The sequence below is a fragment of the Cupriavidus sp. SS-3 genome (assembly GCF_035818815.1).
In the GTDB taxonomy this organism is placed as follows: domain Bacteria; phylum Pseudomonadota; class Gammaproteobacteria; order Burkholderiales; family Burkholderiaceae; genus Cupriavidus; species Cupriavidus taiwanensis_C.
In genome coordinates this window covers 209,595-232,488 of record NZ_JAYLVT010000006.1, presented here as the reverse complement: position 1 = coordinate 232,488, position 22,894 = coordinate 209,595, and the positions used below count along the sequence as shown (strand labels likewise).

Here is a 22,894-nt window from a genome sequence, read left to right as displayed (position 1 = left end):
GTGGCCTGGAATTACGCGTCGTGATCAGCCGAAGGATCTGAGGTAACGCCGAGCAGCTCCTCGATCTGCGACAGCGTGGCATCGTCCTTGACCACCGTGCGCAGCCACGCGTGCAGCGGCATGTCCCCCCACTTCGCAGCGCGTGCGGCCAGATAAGCCACCGGACTGTGCGGTTCCGTGCGACGGAAAAACTCCGCGACCTCACGCAATTGCGCCAGTGCCTGGGCGCGCGTGCGAATGGGACCGGAGTGCATGGCATCGGCAGCGTCAGCCGACACGCTTGCATGCCCGCTCTGCGCAGGCGAGGACGATGCCTGGTTTGCCTCTGCGCCGGCGGGACGCTCCACCGGCTTGCCGACGAAGCGCTCCACCAGCATACGCACTGCCTCCAGCGCCTCGCGCGCATGGCGGAAACTTGGCGCATGTTCGCCGGCCCGCTCGTCCAGCACATCGCCCAATAGCTTCAGGGCTGCCTCGCAGGACACCAGGTCCGCATGCAGCGCCGTATAGAATGCCGCCGGCGTCTTCTTCCGCGCCGCCTCGAACTGCTCCTGGCTGACCTTGCCCTGTGCCAGTTCATCCGCCTGCTCAGGGTCGCGGCGGATCGCTTCGGCCAGATGCGTCGCAACCTCCCAGTCAACGTACGAGTAGCCGCCGGCCGATTCATCGACCAGCGGAATCTCGCGGATCAGCTGGCTCGATCGCCCTGCCAGCCACGTTACGCTGCCGGTGCGGTAGTCGACATCATCGGCTTCCATCACCGGGTGCAGGTGATCCCAGTACTGGCTGCAAAGTTCCGCCGTCAGGTGATAGCCGTCGCGCAGCCCGGCGAGCCCGCGTTCCTTGGAGAGCGCCTCGGTCAGCCAGACCGCAAGGCGAAGGTCCTTGGTTCGGTCCTGCAGCAGCGTGGTGGCGATGCCGATGACCTCGCGCCAGTCAGCCTCCTTGATATCCGTCACCCAGTCACCCTGGTCCAGCGACGGGTCATCGAAGCGGCGCGCCTCCTGAATGCGGTCGAATTCAGCAGAGAAGAGCAGGTCTTCACCACAGGGTTGGTCGCCAGGAAGGGGGGCAAGCAGGCGGTCGAACTGGAGGGAAGCCATGATGGTCAATCAGCTTTGGAAACAAGGGGGAAGTGTACCGCTGGAAGGGGCCATCTAAGTCTCAAAGAGTTACCCATCGTATCCAAATTACAAACAACGAAGCTAACGCACCATCGCCTCGTCGAGGCCCTCTGCAGTACCCCAGCGCCTCATGAACTCCACTTCATCTGCCTGGGCCAGCTTGCCTTCTGCGCGATACACCATCGCAGTCATCACAGCACCTGTCTGCACCGGCCTATCCTCTGGCTCTCCAATACCCGAATCGCTCTCCCAGGCCTTCGGAAAGCGCGGCCACGCGCAAGTGGATTGCGCCAGGGCCATATACAGGGGTAGATAGAACGACGCATCCATCTCCAGCCTGCATTGCGCAGCGCTTGGCATTCCGCAGTAGGTGCTGTAGGCAGGTGGCAGGTAGCGGGGTACCTGTTTGAATGTCGTCGGCGCATTGGGTGGGATCACGTCGACCGAAGGACCTTCCTCCATATATTGGCGAATGTATTCCCACAGGCCTGCAACGCCGTCCGGGTAGTACGCGGTCGTCGCGGACTCGATAAAGATAACGTCCTCGCCCTCCGCGGCGGGATCCTCAGCCTTGAATGGCGGGTGGTAAAGCGCCAGTGGCTGGGCCTGCTTGTAGCGGACCACTTTGGGCTCCATGCGTGCGGGAAAGGGCTTCAGCACGGCCTCCAGCCGGCCCCATGCAAACACCTTGTTGCCGCCACAATAGTCTGGGCGCAAGACATAGACCTGGCGCGTCTTGCGATTGAACCGAATACGCCCGCGCAGGGGGCCGAAGAATGCCGTACGCCCTCCCAGACCAACGAACATCATGATTACGAGGAACACGAAGCCGGCCGAGAGGAACAACAAAATCGTCCAGCCTCCGATCACCAACGGAAGCATCGCCGATTCATAGGGCTCGGACCAGCCCAGGAAAAATATCCTGCCAGACAGCAGCGGGTGGAGAGCCAGGCCATACCAGACCCAAACCGTGAACAGGCAGCCAAGCAGTACCAGCAACGCCCATGACGTCACCATGCTCTGCACACCGAAGCCCGGGTTGGCAAGTTCCAGGTAGGCATCGTTCTGCGCATAGACGCATCGGCCAGGGACAAACACCCCTTCAGCTGCGCCCGCCTCGTTGACACGCCAGCGGCGCTGTCCTTCAATGTTCAACAATTCACGGCCCTTGGCGACGGACCGACGCCTTGCGCGTGCGTATTCGTATTCGCGACCGAACATGATACCCCCCTTGCCTGTTTCTGCTTTTCCGTCCGGCAATTTGAACCGGGAGAATGGGAGGCGGTCGTCAAATTGGCCAAGGCCCAGATCGCCAGCATCCAATAGCACGAGAATCCCTTTAGGCAGCTGTCCCATCCGGACCGAGACGACTCCTTCGCTCTGCATCGTACTCAAGGGCCATCTTCAGCGCTCGCTCGCGGTAGGCCAAAAACCGCTCGTCACCCGCAGGACCGCCTGTCTTGGCATCGCCTGCGTAGCGCGGCTCCTCAAGGACAAAGGGATCATTCGGGTCGATTGCGCACGCCGCCTCAACATCCGCCGGCCAGGCAGGCCGTTGGCAGGTTTTCATGGCCAGGTAACGAAACAGGGCCCAAGGCAACGTGATGGGCAACATCAGGATGCTTAAAAGACCCGAAAACTGTCCGCTGACCTGAGTGATGACCATATTTCGCAACGTTGCTTCCGTCGAAACTGTAAGCGCCAGTGGTGGAAACGGGAGGCTCTGTGGGCCGTCTTCCATGTAACGGCGCACCATCTCCCAATGCTCAAGTACTGCCCCGCGGCTGCTGCTGCCATCCATGCCAACGGCAAACGTATCGCGCACAATCCGCTGTTCATCCAGGACATTGCAGCGCAAGTCGAAAGTAAAGGTGCTCTGCCCGCCCATGGCGGGGCTGGAGCGTCCGATAAAAAAATGGGCTTTGTCCCAAGGTACGGTCATTACGCCACCTGGGCCGTTGTGCCGAAAAACGTAGACGGTCCTGTTCTTGCGATTGAAGCGAATCGGGTAATGGGTGTAGCGAAAGAAGTCTTTGAGCCAGATGAATCTTATAACGCACAGCGCGAACAACAACCACGCGATTAGAAATATCCAATCTGCAGTAATGAACGAAGGATCGCGCGGAGTCCCATCTTCCCGCGGCGCGTACATTGTCGAGGCGATGAGCCACACAAACGTAAGCCCCATTGCGACAAACGGCGCTCCGCCCATGGCAGCCCAACCTCGCTCAAGGAAAAATCGATCCATATATTCCGCGTAGGAGGAGTTCATCCTCAGGATACCGTGATCCATCGGCGGCAACTCAAGGACCGGCGCCCTTGGATCTAGATATTCCTCTTCCTCGTACGCCAACAGCGGGCGATTGATTTTGTAACGCGTCAGCCACCCCGCGTATTGACCTTCTTTCATTCCTTACTCCATCTATGCCTTGAGTAGCGCATCGTAGGCGGCCTCTTGTTCGTCCAGCCTGAGAAACCTCCCGTGTGCGTGCTTGCCGAATGGCGTTTTATCCAACCACACTTCGACCTTGTTATCTCTAATGACATTTATTAGCCACTCTCCGAGCATGGACACCAATGCCAACGCGATCATCAGTACAAATCCTAGACCAGCGCTTAGCACACCAAATAGCACAAGAAGTGCAATGGCTCCGCCCGCAATGGACGTAGTCATATAGAGATAGTACATGGGCACGTCACCCTGTTTCTCCGCTTCCTTGGCTTTCCAATAGTCAAGGACAGCTCCCAAGAATGCCCCAGCCGTGCCGATTAGCTTGCCAAAGAAGCCGACCAGCAGGGCCCGGTTGGATACCTTTGTCATGAACAACCTGAATGGCCGCGCGAGCGAGGTCTTACCCCACACCGACCGCTCAAACCCCTTGCCAGCCAACTCAACGGCACTACCCGCAAGACTTGTCAGCGCTCCAATTAACTGCAACTGCCGTTGTCCCGGGGTCCCCTTCTTCGGGTCTGGTAACTCGACACACGCCTTGTAGACATTCCATCCGTCCAGAATCAGTCCCGCCGTTCCCAGCCCGATATCGAGTTTAATGGCACTTGCAGCCCTGCCCCGCAACGCGGCACGTAGCTGATCCTCGCGCAAAAGCACATTGTCTAACTGATCAAGATTTGCGCCACCGAATAAGCGCTTATTGTCCTCGTCCCAAAACACGGTCCAGTGAAAGACGCGCCTCCCTCTCGCATTGCGCGCCTCCGGCACGCTAGCGCGCGCGCCCGTACGTTCGGACAACTCAGTCCGGACGTGGTTGTCGATTTGCCGCCGCAGAGCCTGCCTATCGACGTTGGGAAGCGCGCGTGCCAACTCATCAACGATGATATGCGCCATTTCAGCTTCAGATGCCCGAATCTTGAGCTGTCGCAGTGGCTTGTTAGCAAGAAGGCCAAGTAAAGCCACGTGGCGATAACGCGTGGCAAGAGTAACCATAGCATCTCCCGCTTTCCCTGCTGCCGCTCTACCCGAGCGGCCCAGCAAAGTCACGATAGGCGCCGAAATTGTGTACGCCATCCGCGCCACACTACTCATCGCGCCTGCCAGTTCGTTGGCATGGCCTTTCTCCACCACGTGGGCAAAGGCCTTAAATACATTGCTCCAAGCCCCGGGATTGCCTACTTCCAACTCAGCAGTGGCTGCCTTCTCTAGCTTCTTAGCCGCCTCGGAGTTGTCAAGCACAAGTGCCCGCAGAACCGTGTTCTTGCGCTCCGTAAAGGAGCCCTGCAATTCCTTGAGAAGGATGTCGGATACCGGCTCGATACCAACGATGTCATACAAGCAAGCCATGACCAAGCTGGTCATGGCTTCGCCGCTCTTGATATCGGTGTCATCGTGGTTACAGGCCATCGCCTCCCGATATGGTGTTCCTCCGTACCATTTCACAAAGCTTCGCGCCAGCGGCGCCAGGGTGTTCTTGGCGTACGCGTTCATATCGCGCTCGAGCTCTTTATCGAAGGCTTCTCGATTGGGCTCGCTGTAATCGTTCAGATACTCCTTCCAAGCATTTCGGCGAGCGCGCCTCTCTTCATCCGGCGTCAGGGCCTTCAGCCCATTCTGCTCCCATACCTTTTCCTCCAGGTCCGGGTCATAGGGCCTCGCAACCGGCATTCCATCGGCGTACGTGTAGACGGCAACGCCAGAAGTGTTTCTTTTGACTTGGAGCGCCTCCCGCACGGCCTGCTCTTCAATGGCATGGCGCATGCCAACAATGGTCGTGGATGTGGCGTGTTTCCAGTCTCGGCCCTTGTCGCGTTCGAAAATTTCTACGCGCAAACGCAGCAATTGCGCGGCTTCCAAAGCCAATCCGACCGGGTCGTCAACTGCCAGCATTGGGGCAATCATGCCCATCCGCTTTGCTTGCGAATTTGCCCAATTGACAAGACCGGGCAGCTGTTCCCTCAAGCCGTAAAACGCCTGTGGCGAGTGAGAAAATACGGATGGTTGTCCCGCCATTTCGCTTGGATACGTGCCGCGCTTGCCGGCTTCGGGACGGGTCTCCTTGATCGTATAGCCCGCCTCGGACAAATGGCCACCTAGCTTTTCCAACGAATCGGCGTGGCGGTGGCTTCCCCCTTTCCAAAGATCCAAACGGAGTTCGCGCATATGGCGCGCACGCTCCTTGGCATTGGTATGCGCCTTCCATACACGTTTTGTCCACGGCGTATCCGAGAATCCAAGCCAGATTCTTTCTGCGGAACTCGCGTCTGGAATCATGATGCAACGGGCCAGATAGGGATGATCTGGTTCGCGCTGGCAACTGAATTCGATGGCTTCCTTTGGCGGCTGCAGCAATGAGTCAATGGTCTGCACCTTGTTGGTGTCCATCTTTTCCAGGACACTGTGTTTGATTTCGCTCGCAAAGGGGTACAAGTACCCTTTTTCCGTCACCACGTAAGCATCCCAACTGCCACGCTTTTCATTGCACACATAGAGGTAGCCAGGCCGCATGAGACGCAACGTATAGTGCTGCCCTCCCGGCAGATCATTCGCTTGGACGCCGTCACCAAAAGGACCACCAAGCCGTGGCGCCGGTTTGCCCTTGCCTATGTCATCGCGGGCGATCGCATACCGGACAGGCAAGATCGGCAGGCCCTTCTTTAGGCAGAATGGGCAACCGGCTTGGTTGTTCTTCGGAGTCGTACCAGATTGGGTCATGGTTGTCTCATTACGCTGTCGGCATTCGGCTGTTCAGCTCCTCCGCCATACCGAGCCAAGCGGAATCGTCGAGGTCCGCACATGCGGCAGCATAGCTTCCCCTTTTGGTAGCTGCTTGTCCAAGACGTTCCAATAGCTGCGGATGATGATGGATCTGCGGATGAAAGCGGACGGATTGGATCGCGCAAAACAGCCACTCCTCGCTATCGGTGAGCGCGAGTTCTGTACTCGCCTGCACCAGTGCCGCATCCAGCCGCTGAAACAGCGCGTCGTTCTGCGGTAGATCGGGCGCCAGAATCTCAAGTTCCGTCAGTGCCCGGTTGATTAGGGCCAGGCGCTCGAGCGTCGCCCACTGATGGGGACGCAAGACCAATTGCTGCCCGGGACTGTATTGCGCGAGACGGCGACTGGTATTCCAGCCGCTGGATGCTGGCCACGACCAGACGCTGATCGGCCCGCAAAATGCCACATGCTGCTTGTCAGTCAATAACCATTGCAAGTGGCGCATGACACGCGGGTCGTAATAGCGAAGCAGGTAACGCTGTCCATTGTCCTGTCGCGTCCTCACCAGGAGGCGGCTAAGATGGGCACTCAGCACTGAGTTCTCGGCATCGCTGTTGAGGAGACCGCAAAGATATGAGTCCCCCTGCTGTTCCCTCGCTTCTATACGACTCAGCAGGATAGCGCGTTGCGGCGCGGTCAAATCACGGAAACTTAACAGTAACGGCATGAACTCCGCCTGCACTTTCAGTCCTGGCGGTGCCAGCCTGGTAAGCGGAAGGTCTTCCCACTCTTCACGTTCAAGGCGCAGCGGATTCAGAAGCGCGTAGGCGAAATCTGATAACCACCGGTGAGAAAAAGCGGAGCGGCCAGCAGGCGTGTCGGCGGCGCCCTCCCCATTCCCGGATTCAGCTTGATTCATCAGATGGCGATCTTGCACGGACATGACTACCGGATCACGACTGAATCGGAACGATGCCGGCACCGGTCGATTCGGCGCCCATCGTCTGATACTCGCACAAGGGTAGCTCGCCCTTGGGCAGGCTAGTATTCGCCCCTCTCCCCCCAGGCCCCACAAACAAATGCTGCGCCCCCTTAAACGTAGTCATCCCCGGCGCATGCACCTCGATCGTGTTGCCAAGCACCCGGATCTGCGCCCCGGCCGCATTCAACAGCACATGCTCCTTCGCTTGCACATTGACCGCCCCCTGAGACGAGGACACCGTCACCAGCTTTTCGGCGGCAATGCGACCCTGGCCCTGCAAGCTGGCAACACCCACCTTCCCGCTCGCCGCATGCATGGCGATCCCAGCCGCGGACTCACCCCCAGCCTTGCCATGCGTGAACAAGCTAAGCCCATCAGCCACCGCCACCGACAGATTCCCACCCGCCGCCACATTGGCATCCTTCTGCGCTGCCACCGTCAGCTGCGTACCCGCAACCAGCACCGCATCGGCTGGCGTGGTTGCGACAATGCCTTTGGGTGCGGAGACTTGCACGTGGGGCTCGTTATAGGCAGTGGCGCTGGCCTTGCCATCGCCCCCGGCTTCCGTATGACGCAGCACTTCAGTGGTGTGCTTCAGTTGGGCGATGGCCGGGAGTTCGGCGGGAGCCGGCTCGTCCGGCAAGTCCGCCTTCTGCTTGCGCGCGACATCGGCCAGCGAGGTCAGCAGTTCGGCGCTGGCTTCCACCTGCGTCGCGGCGCCCTCGCTGTCGAGCAAGGGCACGCTGGTACCGGCGCCGTGCGCGGTCAGCAGCATGCCTGCGCCGCCTCGCAAGGCGCCGCTGTCCGCCGTTTCCAGCGCGGCGCCGTGACCGAGTGCTGCCTGGCGGGCGTTGTCGCGTTGTTCAAGGTGGTGACCCAGCGTCAGGGCCGAGGCCGCTTGTGTGGTGGATAGCAGGGTGCGGCTTTGTCCCGAGGTATCGTCGAAGACCAGCTGGTTGTAACCGCCGGTACCGTCCTGGCTGTGGCCCAGGGCCTGGGTCTTGATGCCGGACAGCACCGCTTTGTGGGCATGGCCTTGCTGGCCGTCGGGCTTGCCGTTGCCGTCCTGCTTGCCATCGGAGGCCTCATTGCTGCCGGCAAACCACGCCGGTGCGTTGCCGGTCGCATTGGCAGCGCCGGTCTGGTTCTGGTTGTACTGGGCGCTGGCCTGGCCGCGGCCGTTGTAGGCGGCACCGATCACGACCGGGCGGTCGATGTCGCCGTGCTGGAATTCCACCACCACTTCCTGGCCGACGCGCGGCAGTGCCACGCCGCCCCAGTTTGCGCCTGCAACCGGGGTCGCTACGCGCACCCAGGTGCCCAAACCGGCTTCGGCGCGGGCGTTGTCGTCGCCCGCAGGATGAGAGAGACGGCTGGCCGAGCGGGCCCCGCGCTGCCAGTGGAACTGGACCTTTACCCGATGGTCGCGGTCGGTATGCACGGGACCGTCCGTGCCGACGACGATGGCAGTCTGTGCGCCGGTGACGGTGGGACGCGGGTGTAGCTGCCGCCCTTGTCCGTCAAGCCGCTGCGGGCGGTAGGGGATCTTTGCCGGCACTACCGTAAATTGATTGCGGTAGAACGGCACATCCGCGGCGGCCGACGTACCGTCGGCTGGCGCAGCGGCAGGCTGGCCTGTCCCGAGCAATTGATCGATGACGCCCCGGAAGCGCTCGTTCAGGTTGTTGCGGGCCGCGTGCGTCACCGCCAGGACCACAAAGCGGCGCTCGTCGTCTTCCTGCACGCGCTCGTAGTCGAAGTGGCCGGTCAGCATGAAGCGGCTGGCGGGCGCCAACGTGCGAACGCTGCCCTCGCCAGAGAACGACAGGCGCCGGACTTCCAGCGCCTCCACCAGTTGCCTTGCCTGGCGTTGTGCCCGATCGCCGTCCTCGAACCAGTATTGGCCGGGATAGTCGGTATCCTGCAGGGCCGGGACGGCTGAATTGCCCTCGGCCGGCGCACCGGCCTCGGCACTGCGCACCGCCTTGGCGCGATAGTCCCAACTGGCTACGGCCACGGCATTGGTCTGCAGCCTGCGCACGCCTTGCCAGCGGTCGATCACGTCTTCGGCAGCGGTGGCATCGGCGCGGCCGAAGCGGATGCTGGCCTGTTCGTTGTCCTGGAAGACATCGTTGGCATCGGCGATCACCATGCGGTGCGTGCCGAGTGCCTCGCCATCGGCGGCTTCATGCTCGAAGTAATAGAACAAGCCTTCTTCGGCAAGCAGGCGCGTCACGAAATCGAAGTCGCTTTCTTCGTACTGCGTGACGATGCTGCGGCGCGGATAGGCCGCAGCATCGCGCAGCGCCCAGCGCCACGCCGGCACCAGCTTGCCCTGGCCGTTGTAGTCGCCGAACACGCTGTCCACCACGTCTACCACCGACATGTCCTGGAACAGGAAGCTGTCGCGGCGATGGCGCAAGAAGGCCAGCCAGGGCTCCACCACGATCCGGTAGCGCGCCAGCCCGCCGTTGGCGCCCACGCGCTCAAAGCGGGTAACGTGGCCATGGAAGGGCCGCAGCGTGGCGCGGCTGCGCTGGGTCAGCAGGTCAACGCGCACCGCCTGGCCCAGAAGGCTCTGCACCTCGATGCCGGCGTTATCCGACACCGCCGTCAGTTCGATGCGGAACCCGCCACCATCCAGCTGCTCTGCCGCCTGCAGTTGCTCCGGCATCAACGCGTCTTGCCCAAGGGGCGTCTGCAGGCGCAGCAAGCGGTTGGCCTGCGAGAAAGCGGCGCCAAGCAGTTTGGCCAGGTCGGTCGCTGAAACCATGAATTACTCCCGCGATGTCACGAGTCTGCGCATGCCGATATCAGCTGATGCGGTACTTGAACTCACCGTTCTTGCCGGTGGTGACTTTGATCTTGTCGACGCCGCCACCCTCGGCCATGCGCACCAGCACGGTCTGCGCGATTTCCGGAAGCAGCGTGCCGTTCAGGATATGGTCGACCGCGCGCGCACCGGCATCGACTTCGGTGCAGCGCGCCAGCACCGCCTCGACCAGCGCGTTGTCCCACTGGAATTCCGCCTGGTGGTTGGCGGCCACACGGTCGCGGATGCGGCCGAGCTTGAGCGTGATGATTTCGACCAGCACGTCATCCGGGATCGGGTAGTACGGCACGACCTTGGTACGCCCCAGGAAGGCCGGCTTGAAGGCCTTGTACAGCGTCGGCCGCAACACCTCGGCCAGGGCATCGGCGTCAGGCAGTTCCTCTGCGGGCTTGTTCAGGCAAGCCTGCATGATGGCCGACGAGCCGACATTCGATGTCAGGATGATGATGGTGTTGCGGAAATCGATGGGCCGCCCTTCGGCATCGTCCATCTCGCCCTTGTCGAACACCTGGAAGAACATCTCCAGCACATCCGGGTGGGCTTTCTCGATTTCATCCAGCAACACCACGCTGTACGGGTTGCGGCGCACGGCCTCGGTCAGCACGCCGCCCTCGCCATAACCGACATAGCCCGGCGGCGATCCCTTCAGCCCCGACACGCTGTGCGCTTCCTGGTACTCGCTCATGTTGATGGTGATGAGCTTGCGCTCGCCGCCATAGAGGATGTCTGCCAGCGCCAGCGCGGTTTCGGTCTTGCCCACGCCGGACGGGCCGGCGAACAGGAACACGCCGCGCGGCTTGTTGGGATCTTCCAGGTTCGCGGTGGCGGTGCGCACGCGCTGGGCGATTGCATCCAGCGCATGGTCCTGGCCGATCACGCGCGCGGCCAGCAATGGTTTCAGGTTCAGCACCGTGCGCAGCTCATCCTTGACCATGCGGCCAAGGGGAATCCCGGTCCATGCCGATACGATCTCCGAAACCACGTGACCGTCCACCTGCAACGGCACCATCGGCGCTTCACCCTGGAGCGCACGAAGTTCCGCCAGCAGCCGGTTGAGTTCGTCGGATTCCACAGCCGCGGCGGCTGCCTTGCGGCTGCCCTTGCGCGGCATCGTCACCACATCGCTGTTGGCGGCCATGGCCGGGGCGGATGCTTCCGCCTCGGCATCGTTGCCCTGCTCTCGTGCCGTGCGCAGTGCCTGGATACGCGCCACCAGCTCGCGCTCCTGCGCCAGGCGCCCATCGGCCGCGGCCACGCGTTGTTCCAGTTCGGCACGCTGTGCTTCCAACGCTGCCAGACGCTCCGCGTGCGCCGCCCCAGCGCGTTGCTCGCGCTGCAGCGCGGCCAGCTCCACGCCCAGGCGTTCCAGCGCCTTGCGATCGTCCTCGATCGCACCTGGCGTGGCGTTCTGCCCCAGCGCCACCTTGGCGCAAGCGGTATCGAGCACGCTGACCGCCTTGTCCGGCAGCTGGCGGCCGCTGATGTAGCGATGCGACAGGCGCACCGCCTCGGTGATGGCTTCGTCCAGCACGCGCACGCCGAAATGGCGCTCCATCAGCGGCACCATGCCGCGCAGCATCGCCGCAGCCAGCGTTTCGCTGGGCTCATCCACCTTGACCACCTGGAAGCGCCGCGCCAGTGCGGCGTCCTTCTCGAAGTACTTTTTATACTCGCTCCATGTGGTCGCGGCGATGGTCCGCAGCTCGCCGCGCGCCAGCGCCGGCTTGAGCAGGTTGGCGGCATCGTTCTGCCCGGCCTGCCCGCCCGCGCCAATGATGGTATGAGCCTCGTCGATAAACAGGATGATGGGCTGGGGGCTCTTGCGGACTTCCTCGATGACGTTCTTCAGGCGATTCTCGAATTCGCCTTTGACGCTGGCACCGGCCTGCAACAGCCCCATGTCGAGCGTACGCACGGTCACGCCCTGCAGCGGCGGCGGCACGTCGCCCACCGCAATACGCTGCGCAAGGCCTTCGACCACCGCGGTCTTGCCGACGCCGGCCTCGCCGGTCAGGATCGGGTTGTTCTGCCGGCGCCGCATCAGGATGTCGATGACCTGGCGGATTTCGGCATCGCGCCCGATCACCGGGTCGATGCGGCCATCGCGGGCCGACTGGGTCAGGTCGACGGTGAACTGGTCGAGTGCCGGCGTCGCGGTCAGCGCGGGCGCCGCCGTGGCGCCGCTGGCGCTTGCCGTGGTTCCGCTGCCATCGGCAATGTCCACCGCTTGCTCCCGCTCTTCGGAACCGGCGGTCAGCTTGTCAAAATCATGCTTGAGGCGGTCCGCATCGAACTCGCCAAAGCGATGTGAGCCGCGTACCGCCAGCGGCGCCAGCGCCGGCTCTGTCAGCAAGGCCAGCAGCAGATGGCCGGATCGGATGCGGGTAGTCTGTGAGTCGAGCGACGCAATCAGCCACGCATGTTCGAACAGCTTCGGCAGATAGGGCGAAAAAGCCGGCGTGCGCGTGTTGCCGTCCTTGAAGCGCGCGATTTCCGCTTCCAGGTCGCGCTGCAGCGCCGAAGGATCGATGCCACTGGCGCGCACCGCCACCGAGAAATCGCTGCGCGCGTTTTCCAGCAACGCCAGGAACAGGTGCTCCAGGTCGACCTCATAGTTGCCGCGCGCCATGCACAGCGACGCGGCGCGCTCCGCGGCCTGCCGGCAGCTTGCATTCAGTTTGGCGATCAACGTCTTGAGGGGAATGGCCATGGCGGCTTGGGCTCCGGTAGGTGTGAATCGCGTTGGTAGCGCGCGTTAGTGGCGAAATCGGGACGAAGTCAAAGCTGCTCAGTGCACCGGCGCAAGCGTGTAGCGCGCATCGCTGCGGTCATGGCGTGCGGGCCTGGTACTGAGGAAGGTATCCCAGCCAAGCCTGCCGCTGCCCTGGGCGCCAAGTGCGCATCCGGACACGTCGCTGGCGCGCAGGACAAGGCCTACTTCGTACTCCAGCGTCGCGCCGCACAGCACCGTCACCATCTTGCGCAAGGCCAGCGCCCCTTCGGCGCCGGGCAGGAAATTGCGATACTGCTCGCGCCCCAGCGGCCCCATCCAGATGCGCACGCGCAGGTTCCGCTGCCAGACGCGCGCGCCGGCAAGAGCGGTGGCGCCCAGCAAGTTGTTGGTGCCGCCGAGACGCGAATACTGTGACGGCGGCACCTGGTACCAGCCGCCGACGAATTGCTCCACGCGCACTTCCGCCTGGAAGTAATCGGACAGCACCTGCTGCAAATAGGAAGCCGACACCGGCCGATGGCGCACGGCGGTGGCATATCCGGCCAGCGCTTCGTCATGCACGACCCCGGCCGTGGCCGACAAGCCGCGCCGCATGGACTTGTCCGCCATGCCGGCCAGCGACAGCAGCAGTGGCAGGTAATGCCGGTTGCGGTCGACTTCATGCTGGAACGGCAGCCGGTATTTCTTCCACGCCTGGTAGAACAACGCGGTGGCGCGATTGGAGAAGATATCGAAAAACGCACGTGCGGCGCGGTCGCGGCGCAGGGTTTCGCGCTCCGCCACGATCTCGGTGTAGTGCAGCGGCAGCGCGCCCTGCACCCCCAGCATGCCGAAGAAGGTGGGCGTGATCGACACCTGATCCAGCGCACCATCGGCCAGGGCCTGGGCAAAAGCCGCATCGCTATCCAGTTCGCCATTCAGCGCCGTGGCGGCGTCGATAGACTGCAGCTCGCTCGGCGGGAACGACAGCGACAGGGTATTGCGAAAGGCGACGCGCGTGGCCAGCACCTGCTCCGGTGTGCCCGCACCTTCGCGCGCATAGTGGAGTTCGAGCAACCGCACCGCCTGGAAGAACTCGTAGCGGTAGGGCTGCCTCAGCAGCGCGCGGATTACACCAGGATCGATTCGCCGCTGCGGGGTGCGCATCTTGCCAGTTCCTTGCCGCCGCGGCGCGATACCGCGACCAGCTGCACAAAGCTGTTCAGGTGGACATAGAGGCCAAAGAAATGGTCCATGACCCGGATGAAGCGATGCAGGCCGGTGCCGACGAAGGCATCCTCGTCCAGCGTCAGCTGGATCTCAAGGCCACGCACAAAGGTGGCAAACGGCTTGCCGGCCAGCCACTGCGTCGTCGGCTTGTAGTCCAGGCCGACGATGCCTTCAATTTGCCGCGCCGAAATCGCGCTGCGCGGCAGGTCGTGCAGGCGCAGCATTTCCTTGAGCGTCGTCAGGCCGTTCTGCACCAGGGACAGATGATTCAGCGCCAGCAGCGATACCAGCCGCCATTGCGACGAGCGCCCGCTGCTCAGCCGCATCGACGGCGTCGGCTTGCGCAGGAAGCTAATGCGGCGAGCGATCGAGCTGCCCTCCATGGTCAGGTCGCCATCCGGCTGGCCGAACGCCAGCAGCGCGGGCAGGTCTCGGTTGGTACAGGTGACGCTCAGGCTCAGCGTTTCCGTGCGCGGGCTGGCGGGATCGAAGTCCGAATCGACAATGGAGATCTCGGTCTCGAAGCCGGGGCTGCGTTCCGCCACCAGCGCATTGCGGCGGGCGATCCAGTAGTGGCCGGCCTCCCCCGGTTCTTCGCCATGGTGCAGGGAATAGAACGGCCGGAACTCCACCACGTCGTGGCTGGCGGCAGTTTCACGCACCAGTTGCACCTGGTCGATCGAATAGATCTCAAAGCCGTGCGCGCGGCGGCTGTCGGCCACCACCGGATAAGCGGTGGCGGTGTGTTCGATGCGGATCGGGTCGGCCTTTTGCCGGAACAGGTTGACCACCGGCGTGCAGTGCAGTCGCAGGTGGCCAGCGCCAAGCCCTTCAAGCAGGCGCGCGGTGTTGCTGTCGCTGCGGACGTCGGTCAGCACCAGGTGCAGCGTCACGCGGCGCGCTGCCGCGGCGGCGCCGGGCGACAACGCCCGTTGAACCGGATCCAGGTCGAGATCGAAGAAATTGAATTTCTCGGCGAAGCCGAAATGCTCGCTTAGCAACCGGTACGCCGGATGCGAGCGCGCCGGGGTGTCGATCAGCGCCTCATCCGCGCCAAAACCGACCTCGCGCAGCGGCACACGCGGCAGGCGCTTCCACACTCCGGGGCGCTCTTCCGCGTACGCCGCGGCCACATGCAGGAACAGTGCGTCCCCCAGCGCCGCCACGAATGATGGCTCGCCATCCAGGTAGACGCGTACGGCCTGGCGGCCCAGCGCATCGAAGCCACCCTGCTCGCCCACGTACTCCAGTTCGATCGAGATGGCCCCGGTTGCGCCCTTGGGCAGATTGACCGTCGACGGCGCGGACACCGCCCGCTCAAAGCCGGCCGCAGCGACGCGCAGCGGCAGGAAGGTCACGTCATAGGCCGTGCGGAAACGGCACTCGACCTTGCGCACCGGCCGCGTGGTCAGCAACGTGCCGCGCGGCACCGTGACCGGTGCGCTCAGTTGCGCAGCCATGCCGGCCACGTCGAAATGCGCAATCGAACAGGAGGGGAACGGGCTCAGGTAGTGGGGGTACAGCACCTCGAGCAGCGCTTCTGTAAATTCGGGGTACTCGTCGTCGAGCTTCTTGCTGATGCGCGCAGACAGGAAGGCGAACGATTCGATCATCCGCTCGACGTGAGGGTCGTCGCAGCCATCCGCCGACATTGCCAGGCGCGCCGCAATCTTCGGATAGCGCTCGGCAAAGTCGCGCGAGTACCGGCGCAGAAAGGCCAGTTCTCGTTCGTAATATGGCAGCAAGTCTTCCATTCTGTGTGGCCGGTGGTGGCACTAGTGACGCAGGTGGCGCGCGTTGGCAGTCGGGCGGCGGGCAGTGCCCGCAGCAACCTGATCCGGTCGCCGCGCCTCAGCCCCGCCCTCGCGTGACCGAGTACTGCAGCGTCGATGGCTGCAGCATGGCATCGAAGCTGACCGGCTCGCGCGCGGGGCCCACCAGCAGCACCGCGCTGATGCCAAAGCACAGCACGCTGGTGGCCCGCTCGTTGACCGACAGCGCGACGCTGACGTTCTGCAAGCGCGGCTCATGACGCTCGATTGCATTGCGCAACGACTGGCATATGTACTGGCGGTCATCGAAGCTGGCCAGGCTCAGCCCGGCAAAGTCATTGAGCCCATAGGTCAGCAGCGACCGGCGGCACTCGGGCAAGCCGTTGAAATCGGCATCCTCATGGACGATGCGCGTATTCAGCAGCGCCTCGATGTCGCGGGCCACCGTCGCTTTCAGCTCCTCCAGCGACAATTGCCGCAACGCGCTGGGCAGCGGCGCGTGCGGCTCGTCGTCGAAGAGCTTGTCGAGCAGGCTGGGCTCAAAGCCTTTCATGGGCGTGAACAAGCAAAATGCCGCGGCAACGCTGCCGCGGCGATACTTGACTGCAGGAACGTCAGACCGAGTAGGTCTTGTCGTTCTTGGTCAGGCTCCAGGCGCCCTGCGAGTTTCCGCCCTGGTTGCCGCCGATCTTCTGCTGCGTGTACTTCCACTGCACGGCAGCGTACTTCAGCGTGAAGCTGTCGCTGGGGATGCCTTCGGCAACGACGTTGGCCGACACCGCGCCCAGGATGGCGTTCTTCAGCTTGATTTCCAGGTACTTGACCCGCTTGCCTTCACCGTCGGCACGCAGGAAGTCGATGGTGACTTCGTCGAACGTGGTGCCGCCCGACACGTGCTGGTACAGCAACGGGCTGACCACGTCCAGATCCTTGGTGAACACCATCTCACCGTGTTCGCAACGCTCGGCGGTATGGCCGCCTGCGGTCGACGCGGTGGCCGAACGCGGCTGCGTGATGCTGTGCTTCCAGGTGTTGACCTCGATCCAGTCCTTGTGGTCCTTGTCTTGCGATTCGCCCTTGATTGCCGGGCTGCCGAACTTGACGTAGATATCCTTCATGGAAAGACCCTCGATGAAAATCGCTATTTAGGCTTCTTGCCAGTTTCCCGGCATTGCTAGGTACTGCGCCCGCATTCCCCCGCAGGGATCGCGGTCAGGAGTTTGCCGCTTTGGGCAAATCCGCAACCAGCCGCAGCGAGATCGAAAGTTCATCAAGCTGGAAGTGCGGGCGCAGGAAGGCGACGGAGCGGTAGGTGCCCGGCTTGCCGGGTACCTCCGACACCTGGATCGAGGCTTCCCGCAGGGGGAACTGCGCCTTCTGCTCCTGGCTGGCGTTGTCGTCCAGCAGAACGTATTGGGAGATCCAGCGGTTCAGGAAGCTCTCCACGTTCTGCGCTGAAGCAAAGCTGCCGATCTTGTCCCGCATCATGGCCTTCAGGTAATGCGCCACGCGCGACACCGAGAAGATGTACTGCAGCTGTGCCGACAGCACGGCATTGGCGTTGGCGCTGTCGGTGTTGTACTTCTTGGGCTTCTGCACCGACTGGGCGGCGAAGAACGCGGCATAGTCCGAGTTCTTGCAGTGCACCAGCGGGATGAAGCCAAGGTCGCTCAGCTCCTTCTCGCGCCGGTCCGTAATGGCGATCTCGGTCGGGCACTTGAGTGCGATCTCGCCATCGTCGGTCTTGAAGGTATGCGTCGGCAGGTCCTCGACCAGGCCGCCGCCTTCGACGCCGCGGATGGCTGCGCACCAGCCAAAATCCTCAAAGGCCGCGGTCAGCCGCGCGCCGAAGGCCCAGGCGGCGTTGCACCACAGATATTTGCCATGGTCGGTGCCGTCCACGTCCTCGACGAAATTGAAGCCCTCGACCGTGGTCCCGTCCTTCGGGTTGTACGGCAGGCGCCCCAGGAAACGAGGCATGGTCAGGCCGACGTAGCGCGAATCCTCGGATTCGCGGAACGACTTCCACTTGGCATATTCGACCGTGTCGAACACCTTGGCCAGGTCACGCGGTTTGCCGAGGTCGGCGAAGGTCTCCAGCCCCAGCAGCTCCGGCGACGCCGACGCAATGAACGGAGCGTGCGAGGCCGAGGCCACGTGCGACATCTGCTCGATGAAATACACGTCCTCGGGCTGGCGCGTGATTTCATAGTCGCCGATCAGCGCGCCGAACGGCGCGCCGCCGAAGGTACCGAACTCTTCTTCGTAGACCTTCTTGAACAGCGCACTCTGGTCGAAGTCGATGGCGGTCTTGAAGTCGCGCACCAGGTCGCGCTTGGTCGCGTTCAATGCCTTGATCTTGATCATCGTGCCGGTCTGTGTTTCCTTGACCAGGTACGACAGGCCGCGCCACGTGCTCTCCAGCTTCTGGAACTCCGGCGCATGCATCACGGCGCTGAGCTGGGCCGAGATCAGGCGATCCAGCTCGGCCACGCGCGCATCGAGCGTCGCCGACAGGTTGTCGGACACCACCACGGTGCCGTCCAGCACCTGGCTGACCAGCTCGCCGATGATGTCCTTGGCGCGCGCATGTTCGGAATCCGACTTTGCAACCTTGCTTTGCTCGACGATCTCGTCGAGCAGGTTCAACGTGCCGACAGCCACGCCGGGCTGGGCAACTGCAGCGGACTGGTTATCAAGCATCGTCGCCACCGTTCCTGGCATTGGCACCGAGCTTTTGCAGCGACTCAGTATTGGTCAGCACTTCCGAAAGCAGGTCTTCCAGCTTGTCGTTGCCGGCCAGCTTGTTGCGCAGGTCCGCCAGCTTGGAGCGGGCTTCGAGCAGCTTGCGCAGCGGCTCGATCTGCTCGACCACGGCTTCCGGATTGAAGTCTTCGAGGGAATGGAACTTCAGGTCCACGCCGAACTTGCCACCCTCTTCGGAGAGCGTGTTCGGCACCTGGAATGCCGCTCGCGGCTCGATGCCGGCCATCACGTCGTCAAAGTTGTCGCGGTCGATATTGACGAACTTGCGATCGCGCAGCTTGGGCTGCGCCACTTCCGACTGGCCCGACAGGTCAGCCACCACACCCACGACAAAAGGCAGTTCCTTCTGCTCGATGGCATCGCCCTTCTCGACGTCGTACGTCAGTTGCACACGCGGGGGACGCACCTTCTGCAGGCGCTTCTGGACACTTTCTTTCTTGGCCATCACTACTCTCCGATCTGGCGGAATCCGGTCTGGGAATCAGCGCAGGGCGCCGAACGGGTCTGCGCTGCCGCCGCCCGCAGCCGCGGGCTGTGCCGGCTGGGCCGCGGCGGCGGTCGGCTTGGCAGGCGCGGCACGGCGGCGCGGCACCGGCTTCGCCGCGGGCGCAGCATTCTTGTCGCGGGGGAACAGGACTTGCTCGCCCAGCGTGTCGCGCAGCATCTGGGCCAGCAACTGGGCGTCGGAGCGGACGTCGCCAGCCAGAGCGCTGTCGGCGCGCAGTTCCTGCAGCGAGCGGCGCGCCACGCGCAGGCCGCTGACCGCCAGCACGCTCTTGGCCTTGCGGTCGGTGGCGTCGCGCTGCAAAGCTTCTTCAGCCGCGACGATCGCCTGCGGATAGTGCTCGGCACCAAACTCGATTTGCGCCATGCGCGACCACGGTTCTTCGCGCGTCGGATTGTTCTTGGCGATCTGCTCGAACAGGTTGATGGCCTGATCGCGCTGTCCGCTGGCCAGGGCCGCTTCGGCCTCGGACATGCTCTGCTTGAACGACTCATCGCTCTGCGGCCCCGGGTTGGAGGTTGCGCAGCCGGCGAGCAGCACGGCGGTGCTGGCCAGCATCACCAGGGTGCGATGGATTCCTGACTTGGGCTTGTAGTCGTTCACGGCGAGTCTCTGTGAAAGTTCAAGATTGCGGCGGGGCGATTCGGGCTGGCCCTGGCAAAGATCGCTCCGGGGAAAAGTGCCAAATGCCAATAATGTCAGAACTGTGTTGAACCCGAATTGGCCGGAATAGTACACTCTGCCGCTTACGGCTGACAACAGATCGGCGGATATTGTCAGCATTAGTACTTTTTGGTAGTTCTCTATCGTTTTGTCGGATAAGTCTCCGTCTGCTGAATTAGATAGTTCTTACTTCTGTCATGCGACACATTGAATTCAGTCGGGGGCCGTACAGCGAGCCTGCAGTTCAAGCCCCGCCCCGCCACGCCACGGGCCAGCCCGCCAGGATGGGCGCGGGCCTGGCTGCGGCCGTTTGCATCGCGGCGCTGACAGGCTGCTCGGTCGGCGGCACGCTGCTGGCGGGCGCAGCCAGCGGCGCGCTGGAGGCTGTCGGCCTCAAGCCGTCCAACTTGCCGGAATCCCAGAAGCCGCCGCGCGAAGTCCCGCTGAAGCTGTACGCCGGCAACAACCTGAATGCGGCAGCCGATAACCGGCCGGCTGCCATCGTGGTGCGGCTCTACAAGCTGAAGGATCCCACCAGCTTCCTGCAGGCACCGTTCGATACCTTCATCGATCCGCAACGAGAGCAGAAGACACTCGGCGCTGACCTGGTACAAGTTAGAGAGATGACTCTAATTCCCGGCCAGCGCTATGAAATCGTGGAAAAGATCACGCGCGAGGCGGGCACCTTCGGCGTGGTGGCGCTGTTTCGCAGCCCTGCCCCGCAGCGCTGGAAATTCGCGTTCGACAGCGCCAGGAGCGAAAAGTCCGGCGTGACCATCGGCCTGCACGCCTGCGCCATGACGTTGACCGTGGGCGATGCCATCACGCCGGCGGGCGCCGCAGCCAGCAGCAACCTGAACCTGGTCTCGGCAGCCGGCTGCCGTACCTGATGTAGCCGACAGGCACCAACAAGGACAACAAAGGCAAACGTGAGTTATTCCGCCAAGATTCTGTGGGGCGAAGGCCTGTTCCTGCGGCCCCAGCATTTCCAGCGCCAGGACGCATACCATGAGTCGCGCCTGCACGCCACCGCGCAAGTGATCCAGCCCTACGGCTGGGGCGTGCGCAATGCCAGTTTTGACACGGATGCGCTCGCCAGCGGGGTGCTGCGCGTGACCGAGCTGGCGCTGTTCTTTCCCGACGGCGAACTGTATTCCGCGCCCCAGGCCGACGAACTGCCACCGCCCGTGGTACTCGACGCAATTCCCGCCGGCACCTCGGAACTCACCTTCTACCTGGCCTTGCAGCCGCTGCACGATGCCGGCGGCAACTACCGCGACGACGCGGAAGGATCGCTGTCGTCCCGCTATGTCGGCCTGCAGACCGAAACGTCGGACCTGTTCACGGAAGCGGAGCCGGCAGCCATCACCTACCTGAAGAAGGCGGTGCGGCTGGTGGCCGAAACCGAGCCGCGCGACCAGTTCATCTCGTTGCCGGTCGTGCGCATCCGGCGTACCGCGACCGGCGGCTTTGAACTGGACGAGACCTTTGTCGCTCCGAGCCTGTCGATCAATGCCTCGGCCGTGCTGTACCTGCGCCTTCGCCGGCTGATCGACGCGCTGCAGGCCAAGGTCAATGCGCTGTACGGCTTCCATCGCGAGCCCACCAAGAACATCATCGAGTTCCGCTCGGGCGATATCGCGTCGTTCTGGCTGCTGCACACTGCCAACGCCTCTTTCGCTGCGCTGGCGCACCTGTTCCACCATCCCGAACTGCATCCGGAGCGGCTGTTCCAGGAGATGCTGCGCCTGGCCGGCGCGCTGATGACCTTCTCGAAGAGCCACACGCTGGCCGATCTTCCGGTCTATGACCATGACAGTCCCGGCCCGGTCTTTGCGCGGCTGGACAGCATCATCCGCGACCTGCTCGATACCGTCATCTCCACGCGCTACTTCTCGATCGCGCTGGACGAGACCCGTCCTTCGTTCCATCTGGGGCGCCTGGATTCCGGCAAGATCGACGACAAGACCAGCTTCTACCTGTCGGTCAGCGCGGACATGCCCGTGGCCGAACTGGTCGAGGCCATCCCCAGCCGCTTCAAGGTCGGCGCCCCGGACGATGTGGACAAGCTGGTGCTGTCCTCGATGCCGGGCGTGCCGCTGACCTACACGCCGCAGGTGCCGCCCGCGATCCCGGTGCGTCCGGGCGCGTGCTATTTCGCGATCGAGGCGCGCGGCGCGCTTTACGACCGCATGCTGCAGGCGCAGACCATCACCATCTACACCCCGGCCGGCATCCGGGAACTCAAACTTGAACTGATCGCGGTGACCTCATGAGCGCTACCTCCACGCCTTCGCTGTTCGGCGCCTCGCCGGCCGGCCAGCCCTCTCCCGCCGCCGCGGGTTCCGCCGACGGCGCCATGCACGCCCGCACGCTGCTGGACCTGCTTTACGATGGCTTTTTCATGCTGTTCCTGTTGCGCAATGGCCAGCAGCCCGGCAGCGCCGAAGAGTTCCTGCAGAAGGTACGCGACTTCCTCGATGATTTCGAGCGCGGCGCCAAGCGGCTCAATGTGGCGGCCGAAGACATCTTCGATGCCAAGTACGCCTTCTGCGCAGCCATCGACGAAACCATCCTGGCGTCAAGCTTCAGCATCCGCAGCACGTGGGAGCGGCGGCCGCTGCAACTGGTGCTGTTCGGCGAGCAACTGGCCGGCGAAGGCTTCTTCGCCAAGCTGGAAGAACTGCGCGCGCACGGCGCGCCACGGCTGCAAGCACTCGAAGTCTTCCACATGTGCCTGCTGCTGGGGTTCCGCGGCAAGTACATTCTGGAGGGCCCCGAAAAACTGGCCTATCTGACCGCGAGGCTGGGCGACGAGATCTCGGCGATCAAGGGCAAGCGCGCCGCCTTTGCCCCGCAATGGCCGATCCCGGACAAGATCTCGCACGCGCTCAAGCGCGAGACCCCGCTGTGGATCTTCGGCGCGGTCTTTGCACTGATCGCTCTGCTGGCCTTCCTGGGGCTGTCGACCACGCTGCGCTCGCAGACCAGCGACACGCTGCAGGGCTACTCGCAGGTGATCAAGCTGGGGCCGCGTTATTCGCACCTGACCATCTCGCTGCCCTGATGCCGCGTTGATGCCATCGAAGGCGGTCCTGCCCTATCCAGGCCCGCATGCCGAACCCTCTAGCGCGAC

The 22,894-nt window shown here is 63.1% G+C and carries 17 protein-coding genes; 3 read left to right on the top strand and 14 right to left on the bottom strand.

Annotated features, from left to right (window positions below; genetic code table 11):
- Nucleotides 1–11: 11 nt before the first annotated feature.
- The 14 genes from tssA to U9J39_RS12135 all read right to left on the bottom strand — a co-directional run bounded on the left by tssA (nt 12) and on the right by U9J39_RS12135 (nt 19,653).
- Nucleotides 12–1,103, bottom strand: a complete 1,092-nt coding sequence (tssA, locus tag U9J39_RS12200; RefSeq protein WP_326347139.1) for a type VI secretion system protein TssA — start codon at nt 1,101–1,103, stop codon at nt 12–14.
- Between the two features lie 102 nt (nt 1,104–1,205).
- Nucleotides 1,206–2,510 carry a DUF6708 domain-containing protein gene (locus tag U9J39_RS12195; protein WP_326347201.1) on the bottom strand — a complete coding sequence of 435 codons (1,305 nt, stop codon included), beginning with the start codon at nt 2,508–2,510 and terminating at the stop codon, nt 1,206–1,208.
- A complete protein-coding gene (locus U9J39_RS12190) occupies nt 2,464–3,534 on the bottom strand; it encodes a DUF6708 domain-containing protein (protein ID WP_115713421.1) in 1,071 nt (356 codons plus the stop codon). The genes U9J39_RS12195 and U9J39_RS12190 overlap by 47 nt, the downstream gene beginning before the upstream one ends.
- Nucleotides 3,535–3,546: 12 nt before the next feature.
- Nucleotides 3,547–6,291: a T6SS effector BTH_I2691 family protein gene (locus U9J39_RS12185; protein ID WP_147299346.1), complete on the bottom strand. Its 2,745-nt coding sequence runs from the start codon at nt 6,289–6,291 to the stop codon at nt 3,547–3,549.
- Between the two features lie 10 nt (nt 6,292–6,301).
- A complete protein-coding gene (locus tag U9J39_RS12180) occupies nt 6,302–7,213 on the bottom strand; it encodes a DUF4123 domain-containing protein (RefSeq protein ID WP_172581829.1) in 912 nt (303 codons plus the stop codon).
- Nucleotides 7,214–7,247: 34 nt separating this feature from the next.
- Nucleotides 7,248–10,049, bottom strand: a complete 2,802-nt coding sequence (locus tag U9J39_RS12175; protein WP_326347138.1) for a type VI secretion system Vgr family protein — start codon at nt 10,047–10,049, stop codon at nt 7,248–7,250.
- 40 nt (nt 10,050–10,089) lie between these two features.
- Nucleotides 10,090–12,819 carry a type VI secretion system ATPase TssH gene (gene tssH / locus U9J39_RS12170; RefSeq protein WP_116314297.1) on the bottom strand — a complete coding sequence of 910 codons (2,730 nt, stop codon included), beginning with the start codon at nt 12,817–12,819 and terminating at the stop codon, nt 10,090–10,092.
- Between the two features lie 78 nt (nt 12,820–12,897).
- Nucleotides 12,898–13,989, bottom strand: coding sequence for a type VI secretion system baseplate subunit TssG (gene tssG / locus U9J39_RS12165; protein ID WP_115713426.1), 1,092 nt, complete (start codon nt 13,987–13,989; stop codon nt 12,898–12,900).
- Entirely contained in the window at nt 13,953–15,806 is a 1,854-nt protein-coding gene (gene tssF / locus U9J39_RS12160; RefSeq protein ID WP_326347137.1) for a type VI secretion system baseplate subunit TssF, read from the bottom strand. Before tssF ends, tssG begins: the two co-directional genes overlap by 37 nt.
- A gap of 97 nt (nt 15,807–15,903) precedes the next feature.
- On the bottom strand, nt 15,904–16,377 hold the full coding sequence (gene tssE, locus U9J39_RS12155; protein WP_115700238.1) for a type VI secretion system baseplate subunit TssE: 474 nt from the start codon (nt 16,375–16,377) through the stop codon (nt 15,904–15,906).
- 61 nt (nt 16,378–16,438) lie between these two features.
- The gene (locus tag U9J39_RS12150) at nt 16,439–16,942 is read right to left on the bottom strand and encodes an Hcp family type VI secretion system effector (protein WP_012355844.1); all 504 of its coding nucleotides are present in this window, start codon (nt 16,940–16,942) and stop codon (nt 16,439–16,441) included.
- A gap of 94 nt (nt 16,943–17,036) precedes the next feature.
- Nucleotides 17,037–18,527: a type VI secretion system contractile sheath large subunit gene (tssC, locus tag U9J39_RS12145; protein WP_115700236.1), complete on the bottom strand. Its 1,491-nt coding sequence runs from the start codon at nt 18,525–18,527 to the stop codon at nt 17,037–17,039.
- Complete coding sequence (gene tssB, locus U9J39_RS12140) at nt 18,520–19,035, bottom strand: type VI secretion system contractile sheath small subunit (RefSeq protein WP_012355842.1); 516 nt, start codon at nt 19,033–19,035, stop codon at nt 18,520–18,522. Before tssB ends, tssC begins: the two co-directional genes overlap by 8 nt.
- Nucleotides 19,036–19,071: 36 nt before the next feature.
- Entirely contained in the window at nt 19,072–19,653 is a 582-nt protein-coding gene (locus U9J39_RS12135; RefSeq protein ID WP_326347200.1) for a tetratricopeptide repeat protein, read from the bottom strand.
- 389 nt (nt 19,654–20,042) lie between these two features.
- Here U9J39_RS12135 and tssJ point away from each other — a divergent pair, with 389 nt between their 5' ends.
- The 3 genes from tssJ to icmH are packed head-to-tail and all read left to right on the top strand — an operon-like array spanning nt 20,043 to nt 22,825.
- On the top strand, nt 20,043–20,648 hold the full coding sequence (gene tssJ / locus U9J39_RS12130; RefSeq protein ID WP_326347136.1) for a type VI secretion system lipoprotein TssJ: 606 nt from the start codon (nt 20,043–20,045) through the stop codon (nt 20,646–20,648).
- A gap of 39 nt (nt 20,649–20,687) precedes the next feature.
- On the top strand, nt 20,688–22,034 hold the full coding sequence (tssK, locus tag U9J39_RS12125) for a type VI secretion system baseplate subunit TssK (protein ID WP_025581590.1): 1,347 nt from the start codon (nt 20,688–20,690) through the stop codon (nt 22,032–22,034).
- Nucleotides 22,031–22,825: a type IVB secretion system protein IcmH/DotU gene (icmH, locus tag U9J39_RS12120; protein WP_115713431.1), complete on the top strand. Its 795-nt coding sequence runs from the start codon at nt 22,031–22,033 to the stop codon at nt 22,823–22,825. Before tssK ends, icmH begins: the two co-directional genes overlap by 4 nt.
- Nucleotides 22,826–22,894: the final 69 nt, after the last annotated feature.